Raw genomic sequence first — 18,800 nt, 5'->3', positions numbered from 1 at the left:
AGGCGCAGCGGGCCGCTATCGACAGGTTCGCCACGCCTCGCAGGCCGGCGCGTCGGCCTTTCAAACCGATTCCGTTCCGCTATCTCGCGTGAAAATGACGTTTTGACACACAAAAACCGGCCGGAACTTTCGATTTTGGCCTGGATTGTTTCGCCAAGCGGCGCAGCCGAAACCGGCGGCGCTTCAGTCCAAAAGGCGGCCCCCAGCGGGTGCCTGAAGCGAAACGGAGGTCATCATGTTGGGTTGGGTCGTGACGTTTCTCGTGGTTGCGCTGATTGCGGGTCTGCTTGGGTTCGGCGGTATCGCCGGTGCGTCGATCGAAATCGCCAAGATCATCTTCTTCATCGCGATCGTGCTGTTCCTGATCTCGGCGGTGGTCAGCATCTTCCGCGGCCGCTCCCGGGTCTAGCGCGCCGTCGCCGCACGCTTCGAGGGCATCGCGATGCTTCGTCCGATGCCCTCGGGCTGCGGAGCGTCGCGATGCGCCGCGGCGACCCGCGTGATCGTGGCGCGAAGGTCGTCCGGAAACGGCGCCACTTTTCGGCTCGCCATATCGACATGCACCGACATATTTTCCGACGTGGCCGATAGCCAGCCTTCCTCGGCGTGGCGCAACTCTTCGAAGGTGTGGATCCGCTTTTCGTCGGCGGCGATGATGTAGACAGTGACCTGCACCGGATCGCCGAGATGAATCTCGCGCAAGTAGCGCACGTGGCATTCGGCGGTGAAGGTCGAGCCGCCGCGTGTGTTGAGATAGTCCAGCCCGATCCCGAGTTCGCTCCAGATCTGATCGATCGCGCGGTCGAACAGCACGTTGTAATAGGCCATGTTGAGGTGGCCGTTATAATCGATCCAGCCCGGCTCGATCTGCATCACCGACGACCGGAACGGCGCGGTCGCGCGGGCAATCTCGACATTGCGATCTACTTCCAAAGTCAATCCTACCTCCCTTGACCCCTCCGGTATCCTTTGCCACGGTCGCCCCGTTCCGAAGGAGTTTTTGTCGTGGGCCTGACCATCACCAACACGCCGAAGCGCGCCGAGCCGCAGGCCGTGGCGAGCGCCATTGAAGCGCTCGCGGCGCGGTTCGGCAACCGCCTCGTCACCTCGCTCGCGGTGCGCGAGCAGCACGGCCACACCACGACCTGGCTGCCGAACCAGCCGCCGGACGCGGTGGTGATGGCGCAGGAGACGGCGGATATTCAGGACACGGTGCGGATCTGCGCGCAGCACAGCGTCCCGGTGATCGCGTTCGGCACCGGAACTTCGCTGGAAGGCCACGTCAACGCCCCGGCGGGCGGCATCTGCATCGACCTTCGCGACATGAACAAGATCCTCGAAGTTCATGCCGAAGATCTCGATTGCGTGATTCAGCCCGGCGTCACCCGCAAGGCGCTGAACGAGAATCTGCGCGACCAGGGGCTGTTTTTCCCGATCGATCCCGGTGCCGACGCCTCGATCGGCGGCATGGCGGCGACCCGCGCCTCCGGCACCAACGCGGTGCGCTATGGCACGATGCGCGACAACATCCTGGCGCTGAAGGTGGTGCGCGGCGACGGCGAGATCATCACCACCGGCACCCGCGCCAAGAAATCGGCGGCCGGCTACGACCTGACTCACCTGTTCGTCGGCTCGGAAGGCACGCTCGGCATCATTTCCGAGCTGACCATCAGGCTGCGCGGCATTCCGGAGACGATCGCGGCGGCGTCCTGCTCGTTCCCGTCGGTCAGCGACGCCTGTCAGGCGGTGATCCTGGCGATCCAGACCGGCATTCCGCTGGCCCGGATCGAGCTGATGAGCCAGTCCCAGGTCAGGGCGGTGAATGCCTATTCCAAGCTGACGCTGCCGGAGACGCCGCTGCTGCTGCTCGAATTCCACGGCAGCGAGGTCGAGGTCGCCGAGCAGTCGAAGAATTTCGGCGCGATCGCCAAGGATTGCGGCGGCGGCGACTTCACCTGGACCACCCGCCCGGAGGACCGCAACAGGCTGTGGCAGGCCCGGCACGACGCCTACTGGTCGGTGCGGGCGCTGCGCCAGGGCGACGGCGTCGGCGTCGTCGCCACCGACGTCTGCGTGCCGATCTCGCGGCTGGCCGATTGCGTCGGCGAGACCGAGGCGGACCTCATTCGGCTCGGGCTGCTGGCGCCGATCGTCGGTCATGTCGGCGACGGCAACTTCCACTGCTCGCTGCTGTGCGACGTCAACGACGCCGAGGAGTTGGCCCGGGCCGACGAGTTCATGCACCGGCTGGTCGAGCGGGCGCAGGCGATGGACGGCACCTGCACCGGCGAGCACGGCATCGGTCAGGGTAAGCAGAAATATCTGCAGGCCGAGCTCGGGCTCGAAGCGCTGCAGGCGATGGCCGCGATCAAACAGGCGCTTGATCCGCAGAACATCTTCAATCCCGGCAAGATCCTGCCGCAAGGGATTTGAACCACAGGATATTCCGGCGGCGTGAATCCGCCGCTTGAAGTCGCTGTGAGTTCGCCACAGTCTGTCGCTAGGCGTTGAAATCACAAGGGAACGACGCCGGCGAGGGCGTCGCAACGCCCCTGAGGGGAAACCGCGTGCAGACGACGCTGCTCGGCCTGGCTATCGCGCTGATCCTGGCGCTGCTCGCCGCGCTGGTCGGGCCGTTTCTGATCGACTGGAACCAGTTTCGCGGTCCGTTCGAAGCCGAGGCGACGCGGGTGCTGGGCGCACAGGTTCGGGTCGCTGGCCCGCTCGATGCGCGGCTGTTGCCGACGCCGTCGCTGCGGCTGCAGCGTGTGACCGTCGGCGGCGCCAACGATGCCGGCCGGGTCGGCGCCGCAAAGCTCGATGTCGAATTCAGCCTCGGCTCGCTGATGCGCGGCGAACTGCGTGCCGACGAACTGTCGATCAATGGGCTGTCGCTCGATCTCGGCCTCGATCCGCAGGGGCGGCTCGACTGGCCGGCGGCTGGGCTGTCGAACCTCGCCGCGCTCACCGTCGACCGGCTCAATCTCACTGGCCGGATCGCGCTGCACGATGCGGCGAGCCGCAGCAATCTCGAACTCAGCGATATCGCTTTCTCCGGCGAGCTGCGCGCGCAAGCCGCGGCGCTGCGCGGCGATGGCAATTTCCTGCTCGGCGGCCAGCGCTATCCGTTCCGGCTGTCGACCGGCCGCGCGGCGGATGGCGCCGCGATCCGGCTGCGCGCCGGGATCAACCAGGGCGCCGGTGGGATCGCGGCCGATCTCGACGGTCTCGTCAGATTCGATCAAGGCCGGCCGCGTTTCGACGGCACCGCCTTGCTGGCGGCGCTTGCGGCGGTGGCGGGCGAGACGCCGCGGACGCCGTGGCGGATCGCCGCCAAGATCGAGGCCGATCCGGTCCGCGCTCAGCTCGACGAGGTCGAAGTCTCGTGGGGCGCGGAGGACCGCGCGCTGAAGCTCGCCGGCAGCGGCGAGGCGAGGTTCGGCGCGGTGCCGCGGCTCGATGCCAAGCTGTCGGCGCGGCAGCTCGATGCCGACCGGCTGCTGGCGCAGCCCGGCGATGCCGCCCCGCCGCTGCCTTGGCTGACGCGCCTGCGCGATCTGGCGGCGTCGTTGCCGCTGCCGCCGTCGCCGGCGCGGGTGTCGCTCGACGCCGACCAGATCATGATCGGCAACCGGCCGGTCACTGATCTCGTCGCCGAACTGCGTGGCGACCCACAGGCTTGGCAACTCGAACGGCTCGAGCTGCGCGCCCCCGGCGGCACGCGTTTGGCGCTACGCGGCGGCACCGGTGTCGCCGACGCGGCGATCACCGGGACGCTCGATCTGTCCGCCACCGATCCGGAACTGCTCGCCGCCTGGCTGCAGGGCCGCACGCCGACCGCGGGTGGCCTGACCAAGGCGCTGCGGATCGCGGGCGGAGTCCGCGCCGGCTCGGATGCTTTGGTGCTGGATCCGCTGACGATGCAAAGCGGCGGCGACACGCTGCGCGGCCGTTTCGCCTACCGGGCGCGGCGTGACGATCAGGGCGCGCAGATCGACGCCGAGCTGAAGGGCAACAGCGCCGATCTCGACGCGGCGCTGCAATGGGCCCGCACGCTGGCCGGCCCCGATGGCGGCTGGCCGGAGCGGGCGAGCCTGACACTCGACCTCGGCAAGCTCAGCGTTGGCGATCAGGTCTGGCAGCCGGCGGCGGTGCGGCTCACCTACGATCCGCACCGGATCGCACTCGACAAGCTGAAGCTCGGTACTGCGGGCGGGCTGCTGCTCGAAGGCGACGGCGCGCTCGATCGCGACAGCGCCGCCGGACGATTGAGTCTCACAGCGCGTGCGCCGTCGCCGGGTCCGATCGCGGCTGCGATCGATCCATTTGTGCCAGCCATTGCGGCCCGGGTGAAAGCACTGCCTAACGAGGCCGGTGAGGCGCGCGCCAAGCTTAGTCTGTCGACCGAGAAAACCGGCACTGCGCCGGACCATGTCGAGGCCAGCGGCTCGCTTGAACTGACCGCGTCCGGGCTCAGCGGTCGTTTGACCGCAAAGGCGAGCCCGGCTGCTGCCGATCTGCGCAAACTCGATGTGGAGGCGCTGACGCGAATCGCGCTCGCGTTCGATGGCGAGCTGTCGGCGCCGCGCGGGGAGACACTGCTGGGTTTGCTCGGGCTCGACCGCGTGATCGACGCCGGCGACGGCGCGGCGATGCTGCAAGCCTCCGGCACCGGCAAATGGCGCGGGGCGCTGCAAGGCAAAGCGAAGCTGACCGCGGCACGGCTTGACGCCGAGGCAAATGGCGAGATCGAGCCGTTCGCGGCCGAGCCCAAGGCGGCGCTGTCGCTGAAGGCGCGCAAGCTCGACCTGGCGCCGCTGTTCGATCTGCCGGCTTCCGGCACGAGCGATGCCCCGCTGTCGCTGGCGACCCAGCTTACGGTCGCCGGCAGCAAATGGACCTTCAAGGATATCGACGCCGGCATCGCCGGCTCGCGGCTGCGGGGCCGGTTGGCGTTGACCCGCGGCGAGACCGCCGAACTCGATGGCGAAGCGGGCATCGACACGCTGCCGCTCGGACCGGCTCTGCAACTCGCGCTCGGCGCGACCGGTCGTCCGGCCGACGAGCCGCTCGGGCAAGGCTGGCTGCGCGGCTGGCGCGGCAAAATCGCGTTTCAGGCGGTACGTGCCGAACTACCCGGCGGCAGCGAGCTGCTGCCGCTGCGCGGGGTGATCCGCAGCGACGGGCGATCGCTGACGCTCGACAGCAATGGCAAGCTCGGCGGCGGCGACGCCAAAGTTGTGCTGACCGCCAAGCCGACCGACGCTGGGGTGGCGCTCGACACGCGGCTCAGTCTGAAGGATGCCGACGCCGCGGCGCTGCGCTATGGCGCGCTCGCCTTGCCGCCGGGGAAGCTGTCGCTGCAAGGCACGATGGCGAGCAGCGGCCGCAGCGCGTCGGCGCTCGCCGGCGCGTTGTCCGGTGGCGGCACCATGTCGTTGGCGCAGGCGTCGATCTCGGGGCTCGATCCGGGCGCTTTCGCGGTCGCGATCCGCGCAACCGATCAGGGCCAGCCGATCGACGCCGATCATCTCGCCAGGCTGGTCGAGCCGGCGCTGAAGGCCGGGCCGCTGAAGGTCGACAGCGCGCAGTTTCCGCTCAGCGTCAGCGACGGCCGCCTCAAGCTGGCGCCGACCACGCTGCAGGCCAGGGACGCCCGCGCAGTGGTGTCGGGCGGCTACGACATCGCCGCCGGCCAGGCCGACCTGCGGGTGACGCTGGCGCTGGCCGAAGCGGGACCGGAGCAGCCGCCGGAGATTCGGATGTTCGCCGCCGGGCCGCCGGACCGGATGGAGTGGAGCCGCGATCTGTCCGGACTGTCGTCATGGCTGTCGATCCGCCGAATCGATCGCGAGACCCGTAAGCTGCAGGTGCTCGAACAGGGGGCGCGACCGCCGGTCGGTCCTGACCCGGCCGCCGCGACGCAGTCGCCGAGCAAGGCCGACAAGTCGTCGGCCCAGACCTCAAGCCTGCCGCCCGCCGCGCCGGCGAAATCTGATTCCGCGCCCGCAGCGCCTCGCACGCCATCGGGCGATCCCCAGGCTGCACAGCGGAGTGCTCCAGCGGCGGCCGAGCCGGAAACAGCGTCGCAAACCGGGCAGGGAACCGCGCCCGCGCTACTGCCGCAGACGCCGCCGTTGCCGGAGGCCGATCCGCGGCGCGCCACGCCGAAGCCGGCCGCTCAGCAGCAACGACCTTCACAGCCTCGGCCGCAAACGTCGCCTCAGCCACAAACGTCGCCTAAGCCACAAGCACCGACCGCCGCGCCTTCGACATCGCGCGAAATGCTCGCGCCACTGCCGCCGCCTTTGGAGATCAAACCCGCACCAGGAGATGTGCGCCCGTCACGGCCGCGTCCACCTCTGGTGTTGTCGCCCCCGAATGCGAGGGCGACCGACTGATCAGCGCACCGATCTGATCGATCAGTGCGCTGTCAGCGAGCTTTCAGCCTTGGTATCAGCCACCGCCTGCTGCTGCGCCTGCAAGGCGCGGCTGCGGAAGTAGTCGAGCACGAACAGCCGGATCGCCGAGGACAGGTTGCCCTGCTGACGATTGCTGTCGATCTCTCCAACGAGCTCGGACAAAGTCATGTCCCGCACGCCGGAGATTTCCTTCATGCCATTCCAGAACGCTTCTTCGAGGCTGACACTGGTCTTGTGGCCCGCGACCACGATCGACCGTTTCACCACCGGCGATTTCATGACGCGTCCTCGCCACCGATTTTGTGTTGATCGAGCAGTTGATTGGCGCGGCTGACATGATGCTGGTCGAGCCCACGCTGCGATTTGGTTCTGCCAAACCGCGCGCGATTGGCATTGGCGAGCTCAGCGGCTGCTTCCCGCTTCGCTCGCTTCTTGAAGCGATTCAAATTGACCACATCGGCCATATCGTCACCCATCATCGATTAAATCGGCAACGGGCGTCGCCTACCAGGCGGGCACGAATGCACGAAGCCATTAGCGGCTCGATCACCATCAAGAACAAACCATATCGTTGCTTGGATGTCGCCGACAATTATTCGGTAAAACGAATAAGACTGCCGAACGACAACGCCGCAAGGACAAGTTGACCAATCTGGACGAGCAAGGGATATGATTTACATCAATTTCCGAAACGGCATTTTTACGACGCGCGGAGCGCCGCAACCGGTTATCTCGGATGCGTCATTTTGTCCGGCCGCACCAGCCGGTCGAATTCAGACTCGCTGATCAAACCAGACCGCACCGCTTCTTCCTTCAGGGTCGTACCACGCTGATGCGCGGCCTTGGCGATCTTGGCGGCGTTGTCATAGCCGATGCTCGGCGCCAGTGCGGTCACCAGCATCAGCGAGCGCTGCATCAGTTCGCCGATCCGCTGCTCGTCGGCGCGGATGCCGTCGACGCAGTTGGTGGTGAACGAACGCGCGGCGTCGGCGAGCAGTCCGATCGACTGCAGCATCGCCTGCGCCATCACCGGCTTGTAGACGTTGAGTTCGAAATGGCCCTGGCTGCCGGCGATCGTGATCGTGGTCTGATTGCCGAACACCTGGCAGCACACCATGGTCATCGCCTCGCACTGTGTCGGATTGACCTTGCCGGGCATGATCGACGAGCCCGGCTCGTTCTCGGGCAGGATCAGTTCGCCGAGGCCGGAGCGCGGGCCGGAGCCGAGCAGGCGGATGTCGTTGGCGATCTTGAACAGCGCAGTGGCGGCGGCGTTCAGCGCGCCGTGCACGAAAACGTAGGCGTCATTGCCGGCAAGCGCCTCGAATTTATTCGGCGCGGTGACGAACGGCAGCTTGGTGAGCGCGGCCGCGCGCTTGGCGAACGCCTTGGCGAATTTCGGATGGGTGTTCAGCCCGGTGCCGACCGCGGTGCCGCCCTGGGCGAGCGGATACAGCTCCTTCAACGCCGCCTTGATCCGCGCGATGCCGCCGGCGAGCTGCGCGGCATAGCCGGAGAACTCCTGGCCGAGCGTCAGCGGGGTGGCGTCCTGGGTGTGCGTGCGGCCGATCTTGACGATCCTGGCGAACGCCTTCTCCTTCTTGCGCAGTGCGTCGTGCAGCAGCGACAGTGCCGGGATCAGGTCGATAGTAATCGCCTGCGCCGCCGCGATATGCATCGCGGTCGGAAACGAGTCGTTCGACGACTGGCTCATGTTGACGTGATCGTTGGGATGCACGGGCTTTTTCGAGCCACGCTCGCCGCCCAGCAGCTCGTTGGCGCGATTGGCGATCACCTCGTTGAGGTTCATGTTGGTCTGGGTGCCGGAGCCGGTCTGCCACACCACCAGCGGGAAGTGATCGTCATGGCTGCCGTCGATCACTTCGCGCGCGGCGCGGACGATCGCGCCGGCACGCCGGCTGTCGAGCAGGCCGAGCTCCTTGTTGGTCTCGGCGGCCGCCAGCTTGACGATCGCCAGCGCCCGGACGATGCCGATCGGCATCCGCTCGGTGCCGATGCGGAAGTTCTGCCGCGAACGCTCGGTCTGCGCGCCCCAGTAGCGGTCGGCGTCGACCTCGATCGGGCCGAAACTGTCGGTCTCGCTTCGCGTGGCGGCAGAGCGCGCAGGGCGGGGAGAGCGGGGGGTACGGGCCATGATCATCGTCCTGGAAGCTGAGGGTCGAGGTCGCGAGACGGCGTCGACCGGCAACGCAAAGCGCGCCGGAACGGTCCGGCGCAGCGGTGACCGGATGACCGGCGGAGCCGTTACTTCTTGCGGAAGCGGTCGAGCCGAACCACTTCGGCGCCTTCGCCGGAACGGGCCGGTTCGTCGTCGGACGGCGCGCTGCTCTCGGGCGTCGCGGACGCTGGCGGCAGCGCCACGGCAGGCGGCGCCGCGGTCACCAGTTCGGTAGCGTCGTCGGACTCGCCAGTCTCGTCGATCTCATCGGCCGCTTCGAACTGCAACCCGAACTTCACCGACGGATCAAAGAAGCTCTTGATCGCGGCGAACGGCACCACCAGCCGCTCCGGGATGCCTCCGAACGACAGGCCGACTTCGAAGCGGTCCTCGGTGACCACAAGGTCCCAGAACTGATGTTGAAGTACCACGGTCATTTCTTCCGGGTACTGCGCCAATAGCCGCGGCGACAGCTTCACGCCGTCCGCCCTGGACTGGAAGGTGATGAAGAAATGATGCTCGCCGGGCAGGCCGTGCTGAGCGACGTCGGTGAGGACGTGCCGCAGAACGCCGCGCAAGGCATCGCGCGCGAGCACGTCGTATCGGATGTGGTCGGTGGCCATGTCGTCGTCCCGTCTCGTCGCTCGGATACCTGAAAGGCTGGTTCGGCACTCGGGGTGCCCGACTCGTGCCGAACATCATGCTACCCCGGCCGCTGCCGATGGTCAGCATCTATCGCGGCTGAATTGTGCGGCGCTCCGCCGGAGAAGCAGGCAGTAAGCCATCCTCCAGCCTGCAAAATTCTCAACCGTCAGGATGTGATTAGAATGAGTGGAGGCTTCTGTTGCCAGGTGCCTCCGAACCCCGCCTAACGGAGCTTAACCCGTTAGGGCTTTAAAGTGGTCTTTCAAACTGCCTTACGCAGCCTGAGCAACCGGAGCATAGTTGTCGTTGGCAACTATTGCAGTAGCCCGATAACGGCGGAACAATACCGGGAAAAAGCGAGCCCTTTACGCCCTCGTCGATCCTATTTCGCCCCCGCCGAAACCCGCCTTCCGAAAAAGGGAGGAACGGGCTTGGGTGGAGGCGCCGGGTACCGCCCCCGGGTCCGAATGGTTTATTGCGGCGGCCATTTATTTCCATAGTCGGGTGACCCCGACCTCACCAATATAGGGGGCAATGCGGGCCGGCGAAAGGGCCTTGCCGCCAGGGACTTGTGGGGGCTCGGGAAGCCCGCGGATCATGGTCCATTATCCGGGCAGCGCGGCTTTGCGCGAACGGGGGGACGGCGGAAAAGCCGGTGGTTGCGCCTCGTCCAGCAGTCTAAAGCTTGCAAATGGCTCTTATCGACGCACCCGAGCGCGAGGCAGAAGATGCCGCGGCAGCGCCGGCAGCACCCGGTCTGGGCGAGCTGTTCGTCGCCTTCGCCAAGATGTCGCTGGCCGGATTCGGCGGCGTGCTGGTGTGGGCGCGGCGGGTGATCGTCGATCAGCGCCGCTGGATGACTGCGGATGAGTTCAACGAAACCTTCGCGCTGTGTCATTTCCTGCCCGGGCCCAACATCGTCAACCTGTCGGTGGTGTTCGGATCGCGGTTCCGGGGCATCCCCGGGGCGATCGCCGCGTTTGCCGGGCTGCTCGGTCCGCCGCTGCTGATCGTGACGCTGCTGGCCGTGCTGTACGCCCATTACGGTGAACTGGAGACCTTGCGGCGCATTCTGGCCGGGGTGTCCTACGCGGCGATCGGGCTGCTGTTCGCCGTGGTTTTCAGGATGCTGATGCCGCTGCTGCGCAAGCGTGATCCGGTTGCGATCGGTCTGCTGGTCGCGGTGTTCGTCGCGGTCGGTGTATTGCGGCTGCCGATGCCGTGGGTGCTCGCGGTCGCGGTGCCGTTCAGCATCGCCGCAACCTACCTGCTGCGGAGACGCACCGCATGACCGGGGCGCCGTCGCTCGGCGGGCTCGTCGCGACTTTCAGCACGATGTCGCTGTTCGCGATCGGCGGCGCCAATGCGGCGCTGCCGGAGATCCACCGCGTCGCCGTCACGCTCAATCACTGGCTGACCGAACAGCAATTCGCCGACGCCTTCGCGATCGCCCAGCTCTCGCCGGGGCCCAACGTGCTGATCGTCACGTTGATCGGCTATCAGGCCGCCGGCCTCGCCGGCGCGCTGGTGGCGACCGTTGGGATGTGCGGGCCGAGCGCGACGCTGGCCTATCTGGTCGGCCGGCTGCTGGGCCGCGCCGGCCAATCGCCATGGCCGGGGATCATCCAGGCGGCGCTGGTGCCGCTGTCGATCGGGCTGATGGCGGCGAGCGGCCTGATCCTGGCGCTGGGCTCCGACCGGTCCGTTGCGGCGATGGCGTTGACCGCGACGGTTGCGGTGCTGGCGGCGGTGACCCGGGTCAGTCCGCTGTGGCTGTTGCTCGCTGGCGGCGTGTTGGGATTTGCCGGCGTTGTTTGATCCAAGCCGATAGGCCAAAGACACAAGATGCCGTTCGCGAGGCGGGCGGTGCGCAGTGCGGGGAGGGACCGATGGACGAAGCGCCGAGCGGGTTGCGTGAGCGATCGGTATTTCCGAGCTGGATCCGCGGACCGCAGGACTTCGTCGGCGGGCTGGCGCTGATGGCGGTGGCGGCCTTCGCGCTGTGGGCGGCGAGCGACCTCGGCGGCATGCAGGGCTTTCGGTTCGGGGCCGGCACGGTTCCGCGGTTGCTGGCGGTGCTCCTGCTGGGGCTGGGCGCGATCGTCGCCGCGACCGGAATCTTCGCTCCCGGCGAACGACTGGCGAAGTTTCATTGGCGCGGGCCGTTGTTCGTCGGCCTCTCCATTCTGTGCTTCGCGGTGACGATCCGGCCGCTCGGCCTGGTCATTGCGGCGTTCTCGAGTTTCCTGATCGCGGCGCTCGGAACGCCGGAGACGCGCTGGGGCGAGACCTTCGTGGTCGGTCTGGTGCTGACCGCGGCCTGCTGCGGGCTGTTCGTGTACGGGCTGGCGCTGCCGTTCGCGCTGTGGCCCGCCTTCCTGACGCAGTGAGGCCGCGACGATGGACCTGTTTTCCAATCTCGCGCTCGGCTTTCAGGTCGCCGCGTCGCCGACCAACCTGCTGCTGTGCCTGACCGGCGCGCTGGTCGGCACCCTGATCGGCGTGCTGCCGGGCATCGGCACCATCGCCACAGTGGCGATGCTGCTGCCGATCACCTTCGGCCTGCCGCCGGTCGGCGCCCTGATCATGCTGGCCGGCATCTATTACGGTGCCCAATATGGCGGCTCGACCACCTCGATCCTGGTCAACATTCCGGGCGAGGCGACCTCGGTGGTGACGACGCTCGACGGCTTCCAGATGGCCAAGCAGGGCCGCGCCGGCCCGGCGCTGGCGATCGCCGCGATCGGCTCGTTCGCCGCCGGTTGTTTCGCCACCGTGCTGATCGCGCTGCTCGGCGAGCCGCTGACCCGGCTGGCGCTGGAGTTCGGCCCGGCCGAGTACTTCTCCCTGATGGTGCTGGGTCTGGTATTCGCCGTGGTGCTGGCGCGCGGCTCGGTGCTGAAGGCCGTGGCGATGATTGTGTTCGGCCTGTTGCTATCCACCGTCGGCTCCGACATCGAGACCGGCGTGTCGCGGATGACCTTCGACGTTCCGGAATTGGCGGACGGCCTCGGCTTCGCCACTGTGGCGATGGGGGTGTTCGGTTTCGCCGAGATCATCCGCAACCTCGACTTCGGCGCCGCGACCGACCGCGAGCTGGTGCAGCAGAAGATCACCGGCTTGATGCCGACCCGGAAGGATCTGCGCGACGCGGCGCCGGCGATCGGCCGCGGCACCATCCTCGGCTCGATCCTCGGCATCCTGCCCGGCGGCGGGGCGGTGATCGCCTCGTTCGCCGCCTACACGCTGGAGAAGAAGATCGCGCGTGACCCGAAACGGTTCGGGCGGGGTGCGATCGAAGGCGTCGCGGCGCCGGAAAGCGCCAACAACGCCGCCGCCCAGACCTCGTTCATTCCGCTGCTAACGCTCGGGATTCCGCCGAATGCGGTGATGGCGCTGATGGTCGGCGCGATGACGATCCACAACATCGTGCCGGGCCCGCAGGTGATGCAGAACCAGCCGGAGCTGGTGTGGGGCATGATCGCCTCGATGTGGATCGGCAACCTGATGTTGCTGGTGATCAATCTGCCTCTGGTGGGTATTTGGGTAAGACTGTTGCGCGTCCCTTACCGGCTGTTGTTTCCGGCGATCGTGATCTTCTGCTGTATCGGGATCTACTCGGTCAATAATTCCCCGGTCGACGTTGTTCTGGCCGGAGCGTTCGGGCTGATCGGCTACTGGTTAGTGAAGCACGATTTCGAGCCGGCACCGCTGTTGCTGGGCATGGTGCTGGGCCCGCTGATGGAGGACAATTTACGACGTGCCTTGCTGATCTCGCGCGGCGACGCGACCGTGTTCGTCACCCGGCCGCTGTCGGCATCGCTGTTGCTGCTCGCCGCCGGCTTGCTGATCCTGGCGGTATTACCGATGCTACGCCGGAAGCGTGACGAGGTATTCGTCGAGTCCGAAGGGTGAACCGTCTTCCGGCCTGCATTCTCGCATCGCCGCAACGCCGTTTTCGCTGGTTGATCTGATAGCGAGTGATTCGCTATCACCACATCTTTCCGGCGGAGACGCACAATGAATTTGTTTGTCGGCGCGAGCGCAGCGGGGCGCGCTGCGATCGCCCTGCTGGCACTATGGTTGTCTCCGGCCTCGGCCTCCGAGCGGGATCGGCTGGATCAGATCGATTTTCCGATCCGTACAGTCACCGTCATTGTTCCGTTCGCCAAAGGCGGCCCGACCGATACCGTCGCTCGGATCATTACCGCGGAGATGGCGAAGACGCTCGGCCAGCCGATCGAGATCGAGAACATGCTCGGAGCCGGCGGGACGCTGGCGGCGACCCGCGCCGCCCATGCGACCCCCGACGGTCACACGCTGATCGTCGGACATATGGGGACACACGGCTCGGCGGTCGCGCTGTTCCCCAAGCTCGGCTATCGGCCGGACAAGGATTTCGAGCCGGTCGCGCTGCTCACCGAAATGCCGGTGCTGCTGCTGGCCCGCAAGCACTTCCCACCGAAGACCGTCCAGGAGTTCGCTGCCTTCGTGAAGTCGCACACCGACAACATCAACGTGGCGCATGCCGGGTTCGGGTCGGTGTCCTATGCGTCGTGCCTGCTGCTCAATCGCTTGCTCAACGTCGATCCGACCGGCGTGCCGTTCAGCGGCACCGGGCCGGCGCTTCAGGCGCTGATCGAAGGGCAGGTCGACTACATGTGCGATCAGATCGTCAACGCAGTGCCGGCGCTGCGTGCGGGCAAGGTCAAAGCCTATGTGATCGCCTCCTCCGAGCGCGATCCTGCCGTTCCCGATGTGCCGACCGCGCGCGAGGCCGGCCTGCCGGGGTTTCAGGTCGGGGCCTGGACCGGACTGTTCGCGCCGCGCGGAACGCCTGGACCGATCATCGCCAAGCTGAATGCTGCGGTGTCGCGCGCGCTCGATCAGTCCGAACTGCGCGCACGGCTCACCGACCTCGGCGGCATCGTTCCGCGGCCGGAACAGCGCTCGCCTGTGGTGCTGGCGCAGCTCGTGCAGGACGAGATCTCGCGCTGGGGCGATGTCGCCAAGGGCGTCACGCCGTAGCGCCCGTGACCGTCGCGGCCGGCGAGGGGGCAGCAGCGTTGTGTGGATCGGGGGTACCGCGGGGTTGCCGGGGAGGCGCGCCCCGGGCCATTTTGTGATGGCCGTTCAGGGCTTCGTGCATCCCATTTTGGGCGAGGAGATCCGGGCGGGCGATGCCGGCCGGGATCGTCGCGGCCGCGCCGTTGCGGCGAATTCGGCAGGCGAAAACTGGCTGCTCGAGCCACGAGGCGGACGCGCATGACCTTGCGACACCCTGAACACCAATATCTCGATCTTCTGGCCCAGGTCCTTGCCCGGGGCGACGAGCGCATCGATCGCACCGGGGTCGGCACCAGAGCACTGTTCGGCGCGATGGTCCGGTTCGATCTGTCGGACGGCACCGTGCCGATCCTGACGACCAAGCGGGTGTACTGGAAGACCGCCGTCAAGGAGATGCTGTGGTTCCTCACCGGGCAGACCAACATCCAGGCGCTGTTGAAGGAAAACGTCCGAATCTGGTCGGACTGGCCGCTCGCCCGCTACCGGAAGGAGACGGGCGACCCCATCAGCCAGGACGAGTTCGAAAAACGCATCGTCGCGGACGATGCCTTCGCGGCGCGCTGGGGCGATCTCGGTCCGGTGTACGGCAAGCAATGGCGGCGCTGGCTGGGCGCGGACGGCCGCGAGCACGACCAGATCGCTGATCTCGTCCAAACCCTGCGGAACAATCCCGCCAGCCGGCGGATGCTGTTCCATGCCTGGAATCCGCCCGAGCTCGGCGCCATGGCGCTGCCGCCGTGTCATATGGTGTATCAATACCATGTGACGCAGGGCGGGAGGCTGGATTGCCTGCTGTATCAGCGGTCCTGCGACCTGCTGCTCGGCGCGCCGTTCAATTTCGTCGGCGCCACGGCCCTGCAACTGATGCTGGCCCAGCAGGCGAATCTGACGCCCGGGGAGCTGATCTGGGTCGGGGGCGACGTCCACCTGTATCTGAATCATCTCGATCAGGCGCGTGAGCAGATCGCGCGCGCCCCGCGCCCGCTTCCGGCGATGCGGCTGATGCGGCGGCCCGACAGCATCGACGGCTACAAAATTACGGATTTCGAGGTCGAAGGCTACGATCCGCACGCGGCGATCAAGGCGGACGTGGCCGTCTGAAGCCGCGGTTGAAGCGCTTCGAGCCAGCCGATGGCCCCGCGGCTCGACCGCCGCAAAGGCCAGACTCGGACGATTGTCCACAGGCCGGCGAGGCGCCTCGAGCCCCGCCACAAGCGGGTTTCCAGCCCCTTTCATGGCGAAACCGGGGAATTTCGCGAAACCTTCATTTTTCCGCTTGCAGCCCCGGAAGGCCCGTCCTATAAGACGGCCACTGAGCGCGGCGCCGCTGAGCCCCACGGGCTCCAGCGAGTTTTCGCGCCTCTGGAACTTCATCGAATTCGATGAGTGCATCAGCAGCCGATTGTTGTCGGTTGCCAATCGCCCTCGGTTCGAGGGTTTCTTGCTCCTCTTAAGTGTGGGAGTTGAAGTCCTGCAGGCTTTCGCGGCCTCGGGCTTCGTTGAGATCTTCGGGTCTCGGGCTGTTTGACAAGTGAAGATGAAGAAAGAGAAACGTGGACGGCGAAGTCCTTGCGGGTCTCGATTTTGAGGGGGCTTCGGCTTTCTTGGGGTTGGGGCCGGACGAAAGACTTCGGCGGTACACGTTTTAAAGGAACACCATGTTCGTCAGCGCTGTGAAGCGCGGCGACGAGTTCTTGATTTTCGGATCGAGGACGATGGTGGGACCTCGTCAAACGTTGTGATCAGCCGGTTCAAAGTTCAAGTCCAACTTGAGAGTTTGATCCTGGCTCAGAGCGAACGCTGGCGGCAGGCTTAACACATGCAAGTCGAACGGGCGTAGCAATACGTCAGTGGCAGACGGGTGAGTAACGCGTGGGAACGTACCTTTTGGTTCGGAACAACACAGGGAAACTTGTGCTAATACCGGATAAGCCCTTACGGGGAAAGATTTATCGCCGAAAGATCGGCCCGCGTCTGATTAGCTAGTTGGTGAGGTAATGGCTCACCAAGGCGACGATCAGTAGCTGGTCTGAGAGGATGATCAGCCACATTGGGACTGAGACACGGCCCAAACTCCTACGGGAGGCAGCAGTGGGGAATATTGGACAATGGGGGCAACCCTGATCCAGCCATGCCGCGTGAGTGATGAAGGCCCTAGGGTTGTAAAGCTCTTTTGTGCGGGAAGATAATGACGGTACCGCAAGAATAAGCCCCGGCTAACTTCGTGCCAGCAGCCGCGGTAATACGAAGGGGGCTAGCGTTGCTCGGAATCACTGGGCGTAAAGGGTGCGTAGGCGGGTTTCTAAGTCAGAGGTGAAAGCCTGGAGCTCAACTCCAGAACTGCCTTTGATACTGGAAGTCTTGAGTTCGGGAGAGGTGAGTGGAACTGCGAGTGTAGAGGTGAAATTCGTAGATATTCGCAAGAACACCAGTGGCGAAGGCGGCTCACTGGCCCGATACTGACGCTGAGGCACGAAAGCGTGGGGAGCAAACAGGATTAGATACCCTGGTAGTCCACGCCGTAAACGATGAATGCCAGCCGTTAGTGGGTTTACTCACTAGTGGCGCAGCTAACGCTTTAAGCATTCCGCCTGGGGAGTACGGTCGCAAGATTAAAACTCAAAGGAATTGACGGGGGCCCGCACAAGCGGTGGAGCATGTGGTTTAATTCGACGCAACGCGCAGAACCTTACCAGCCCTTGACATGTCCAGGACCGGTCGCAGAGACGTGACCTTCTCTTCGGAGCCTGGAGCACAGGTGCTGCATGGCTGTCGTCAGCTCGTGTCGTGAGATGTTGGGTTAAGTCCCGCAACGAGCGCAACCCCCGTCCTTAGTTGCTACCATTTAGTTGAGCACTCTAAGGAGACTGCCGGTGATAAGCCGCGAGGAAGGTGGGGATGACGTCAAGTCCTCATGGCCCTTACGGGCTGGGCTACACACGTGCTACAATGGCGGTGACAATGGGAAGCTAAGGGGCGACCCTTCGCAAATCTCAAAAAGCCGTCTCAGTTCGGATTGGGCTCTGCAACTCGAGCCCATGAAGTTGGAATCGCTAGTAATCGTGGATCAGCATGCCACGGTGAATACGTTCCCGGGCCTTGTACACACCGCCCGTCACACCATGGGAGTTGGCTTTACCTGAAGACGGTGCGCTAACCAGCAATGGAGGCAGCCGGCCACGGTAGGGTCAGCGACTGGGGTGAAGTCGTAACAAGGTAGCCGTAGGGGAACCTGCGGCTGGATCACCTCCTTTCTAAGGATGGGTCTTCAGTTTGCTTCGGCAACTATCGACCTGTTTTAGAAACATCAGAGGCTCTAAGTCATACGAGCCTCATTGGCGGGATTTCGCCGTCTTCGTTTCTCTTTCTTCGCGGACGAACACGCGCCTGGGGTGCGCGCAATTCGATCGGTCGGCGTGGCGCCAGCCGATGATTTGCTGCGGCCTCTCGTGCTGAGGGCTTGTAGCTCAGTTGGTTAGAGCGCGCGCTTGATAAGCGTGAGGTCGGAAGTTCAAGTCTTCCCAGGCCCACCATTTTGTCGAGCGCTGCATTCGTCTTCTGGTTACGGGGCCATAGCTCAGCTGGGAGAGCGCGTGCTTTGCAAGCATGAGGTCGTCGGTTCGATCCCGTCTGGCTCCACCAGATGGATGATCATCGTGATCTTGGCTCACACCTCGTTGTTGTCATGGGGACAGCGACGGTGGTTCTTCGTCCGCAACTTGTATTCGCCGGCTTTGCGCAATGCGCAGCCTGGCGGGTTTTCTGACATCGTGAAGAGGAGATCGATCCGGGTTCGGGTCTTGCGGAGCAATCTGCGGGGCTTGATCGCGTATCTCCGGAGCGTTTCGGCGCCTGGTTGTTGCAAGACGACCGGGTTGTAAACGCTTCTTGTTGACGACGCTTGACCGCATCGTCATCGGGTCGATCTTACGAAGCAATAACTGGTCTTTCTAATCAGTGTCCGTTTGCGAAACGCGTCCTTCGGGATGGTTCGCGAGTACATTCTGCCGAGTGTGTGGACATTGATAATGAGAGCAATCAAGTGCCTTAAGGGTGTTCGACGGATGCCTTGGCGCTGAGAGGCGATGAAGGACGTGCTACGCTGCGATAAGCCATGGGGAGCTGCGAAGAAGCTTTGATCCGTGGATTTCCGAATGGGGAAACCCACCTTCGATAGCCGGAACTCCAAGGCCTTGTGTCTTGGTGAGAACCAAGCCGCGAGGTTTTGGATTTCCGGTTATCAAGAGAAGGTATGAGATCTCTGAATACATAGGAGGTTTCAAGCGAACCCAGGGAACTGAAACATCTAAGTACCTGGAGGAAAGGACATCAACCGAGACTCCGCTAGTAGTGGCGAGCGAACGCGGACCAGGCCAGTCATCATTGGAAGACAATTGGAATCTGTCAGGAAAGCAGAGCCTTAGAGGGTGATAGCCCCGTACAAGTAATGCGACCATTGATGCTCGAGTAAGGCGGGACACGTGAAA

The 18,800-nt window shown here is 64.9% G+C and carries 14 protein-coding genes, 2 tRNA genes, 2 rRNA genes and 1 other RNA gene (1 of these 19 cut by a window edge); 13 read left to right on the top strand and 6 right to left on the bottom strand.

Translation table 11 applies throughout. The annotated features are described in order from the left end of the window. Positions 1–235: 235 nt before the first annotated feature. On the top strand, positions 236–409 hold the full coding sequence (locus FLL57_RS12995; RefSeq protein WP_013501609.1) for a DUF1328 domain-containing protein: 174 nt from the start codon (positions 236–238) through the stop codon (positions 407–409). On the opposite strand, the gene FLL57_RS12990 is transcribed toward FLL57_RS12995, so the two are convergent. Then, positions 406–939 (bottom strand): thioesterase family protein, encoded by a 534-nt coding sequence (locus tag FLL57_RS12990; RefSeq protein WP_142883098.1) that lies wholly within the window; start codon positions 937–939, stop codon positions 406–408. The two genes, FLL57_RS12995 and FLL57_RS12990, sit on opposite strands and share 4 nt — an antisense overlap. Positions 940–1,005: 66 nt before the next feature. On the opposite strand from FLL57_RS12990, the gene FLL57_RS12985 reads away from it, so the two are divergent. Both FLL57_RS12985 and FLL57_RS12980 read left to right on the top strand, forming a co-directional pair. Continuing rightward, a complete protein-coding gene (locus FLL57_RS12985; RefSeq protein ID WP_013501611.1) occupies positions 1,006–2,433 on the top strand; it encodes an FAD-binding oxidoreductase in 1,428 nt (475 codons plus the stop codon). Positions 2,434–2,567: 134 nt separating this feature from the next. Further along, positions 2,568–6,401, top strand: coding sequence for an AsmA family protein (locus FLL57_RS12980; RefSeq protein ID WP_142883097.1), 3,834 nt, complete (start codon positions 2,568–2,570; stop codon positions 6,399–6,401). A gap of 21 nt (positions 6,402–6,422) precedes the next feature. On the opposite strand, the gene FLL57_RS12975 is transcribed toward FLL57_RS12980, so the two are convergent. The 5 genes from FLL57_RS12975 to ssrA all read right to left on the bottom strand — a co-directional run bounded on the left by FLL57_RS12975 (position 6,423) and on the right by ssrA (position 9,800). Then, positions 6,423–6,701, bottom strand: coding sequence for a ribbon-helix-helix domain-containing protein (locus FLL57_RS12975; RefSeq protein WP_013501613.1), 279 nt, complete (start codon positions 6,699–6,701; stop codon positions 6,423–6,425). Then, complete coding sequence (locus FLL57_RS12970) at positions 6,698–6,886, bottom strand: DUF4169 family protein (RefSeq protein WP_013501614.1); 189 nt, start codon at positions 6,884–6,886, stop codon at positions 6,698–6,700. Before FLL57_RS12970 ends, FLL57_RS12975 begins: the two co-directional genes overlap by 4 nt. A gap of 263 nt (positions 6,887–7,149) precedes the next feature. Continuing rightward, on the bottom strand, positions 7,150–8,577 hold the full coding sequence (gene fumC / locus FLL57_RS12965; protein ID WP_142883096.1) for a class II fumarate hydratase: 1,428 nt from the start codon (positions 8,575–8,577) through the stop codon (positions 7,150–7,152). 110 nt (positions 8,578–8,687) lie between these two features. Beyond that, a complete protein-coding gene (locus tag FLL57_RS12960; protein WP_142883095.1) occupies positions 8,688–9,224 on the bottom strand; it encodes an SspB family protein in 537 nt (178 codons plus the stop codon). Between the two features lie 207 nt (positions 9,225–9,431). Continuing rightward, positions 9,432–9,800, bottom strand: a transfer-messenger RNA (tmRNA) gene (gene ssrA, locus FLL57_RS12955). 137 nt (positions 9,801–9,937) lie between these two features. Here ssrA and FLL57_RS12950 point away from each other — a divergent pair. The 10 genes from FLL57_RS12950 to FLL57_RS12905 all read left to right on the top strand — a co-directional run. Beyond that, positions 9,938–10,537 carry a chromate transporter gene (locus FLL57_RS12950; RefSeq protein WP_142883094.1) on the top strand — a complete coding sequence of 200 codons (600 nt, stop codon included), beginning with the start codon at positions 9,938–9,940 and terminating at the stop codon, positions 10,535–10,537. Then, positions 10,534–11,064 carry a chromate transporter gene (locus FLL57_RS12945; protein ID WP_142883093.1) on the top strand — a complete coding sequence of 177 codons (531 nt, stop codon included), beginning with the start codon at positions 10,534–10,536 and terminating at the stop codon, positions 11,062–11,064. The genes FLL57_RS12950 and FLL57_RS12945 overlap by 4 nt, the downstream gene beginning before the upstream one ends. A gap of 71 nt (positions 11,065–11,135) precedes the next feature. After that, positions 11,136–11,636 carry a tripartite tricarboxylate transporter TctB family protein gene (locus FLL57_RS12940; protein ID WP_142883092.1) on the top strand — a complete coding sequence of 167 codons (501 nt, stop codon included), beginning with the start codon at positions 11,136–11,138 and terminating at the stop codon, positions 11,634–11,636. 10 nt (positions 11,637–11,646) lie between these two features. Next, positions 11,647–13,161: a tripartite tricarboxylate transporter permease gene (locus FLL57_RS12935; protein ID WP_013501620.1), complete on the top strand. Its 1,515-nt coding sequence runs from the start codon at positions 11,647–11,649 to the stop codon at positions 13,159–13,161. A gap of 105 nt (positions 13,162–13,266) precedes the next feature. Next, positions 13,267–14,274: a tripartite tricarboxylate transporter substrate-binding protein gene (locus tag FLL57_RS12930; RefSeq protein WP_142883091.1), complete on the top strand. Its 1,008-nt coding sequence runs from the start codon at positions 13,267–13,269 to the stop codon at positions 14,272–14,274. A gap of 237 nt (positions 14,275–14,511) precedes the next feature. Beyond that, positions 14,512–15,414: a thymidylate synthase gene (gene thyA, locus FLL57_RS12925; protein WP_013501622.1), complete on the top strand. Its 903-nt coding sequence runs from the start codon at positions 14,512–14,514 to the stop codon at positions 15,412–15,414. A gap of 664 nt (positions 15,415–16,078) precedes the next feature. Beyond that, positions 16,079–17,567: ribosomal RNA gene (locus tag FLL57_RS12920) — 16S ribosomal RNA — on the top strand. A gap of 202 nt (positions 17,568–17,769) precedes the next feature. After that, a tRNA-Ile gene (locus FLL57_RS12915) sits at positions 17,770–17,846 on the top strand. A gap of 33 nt (positions 17,847–17,879) precedes the next feature. Continuing rightward, positions 17,880–17,955: transfer RNA gene (locus FLL57_RS12910), tRNA-Ala, on the top strand. A gap of 394 nt (positions 17,956–18,349) precedes the next feature. After that, positions 18,350–18,800 (top strand): 23S ribosomal RNA (locus FLL57_RS12905); it runs 2,372 nt beyond the window's last position. The 16S and 23S rRNA genes sit together here with 2 tRNA genes alongside, the layout of an rRNA operon.

It is taken from the genome of Rhodopseudomonas palustris (assembly GCF_007005445.1).
Lineage (GTDB): Bacteria > Pseudomonadota > Alphaproteobacteria > Rhizobiales > Xanthobacteraceae > Rhodopseudomonas > Rhodopseudomonas palustris_G.
This window is presented reverse-complemented; position numbering and strand designations above follow the sequence as displayed.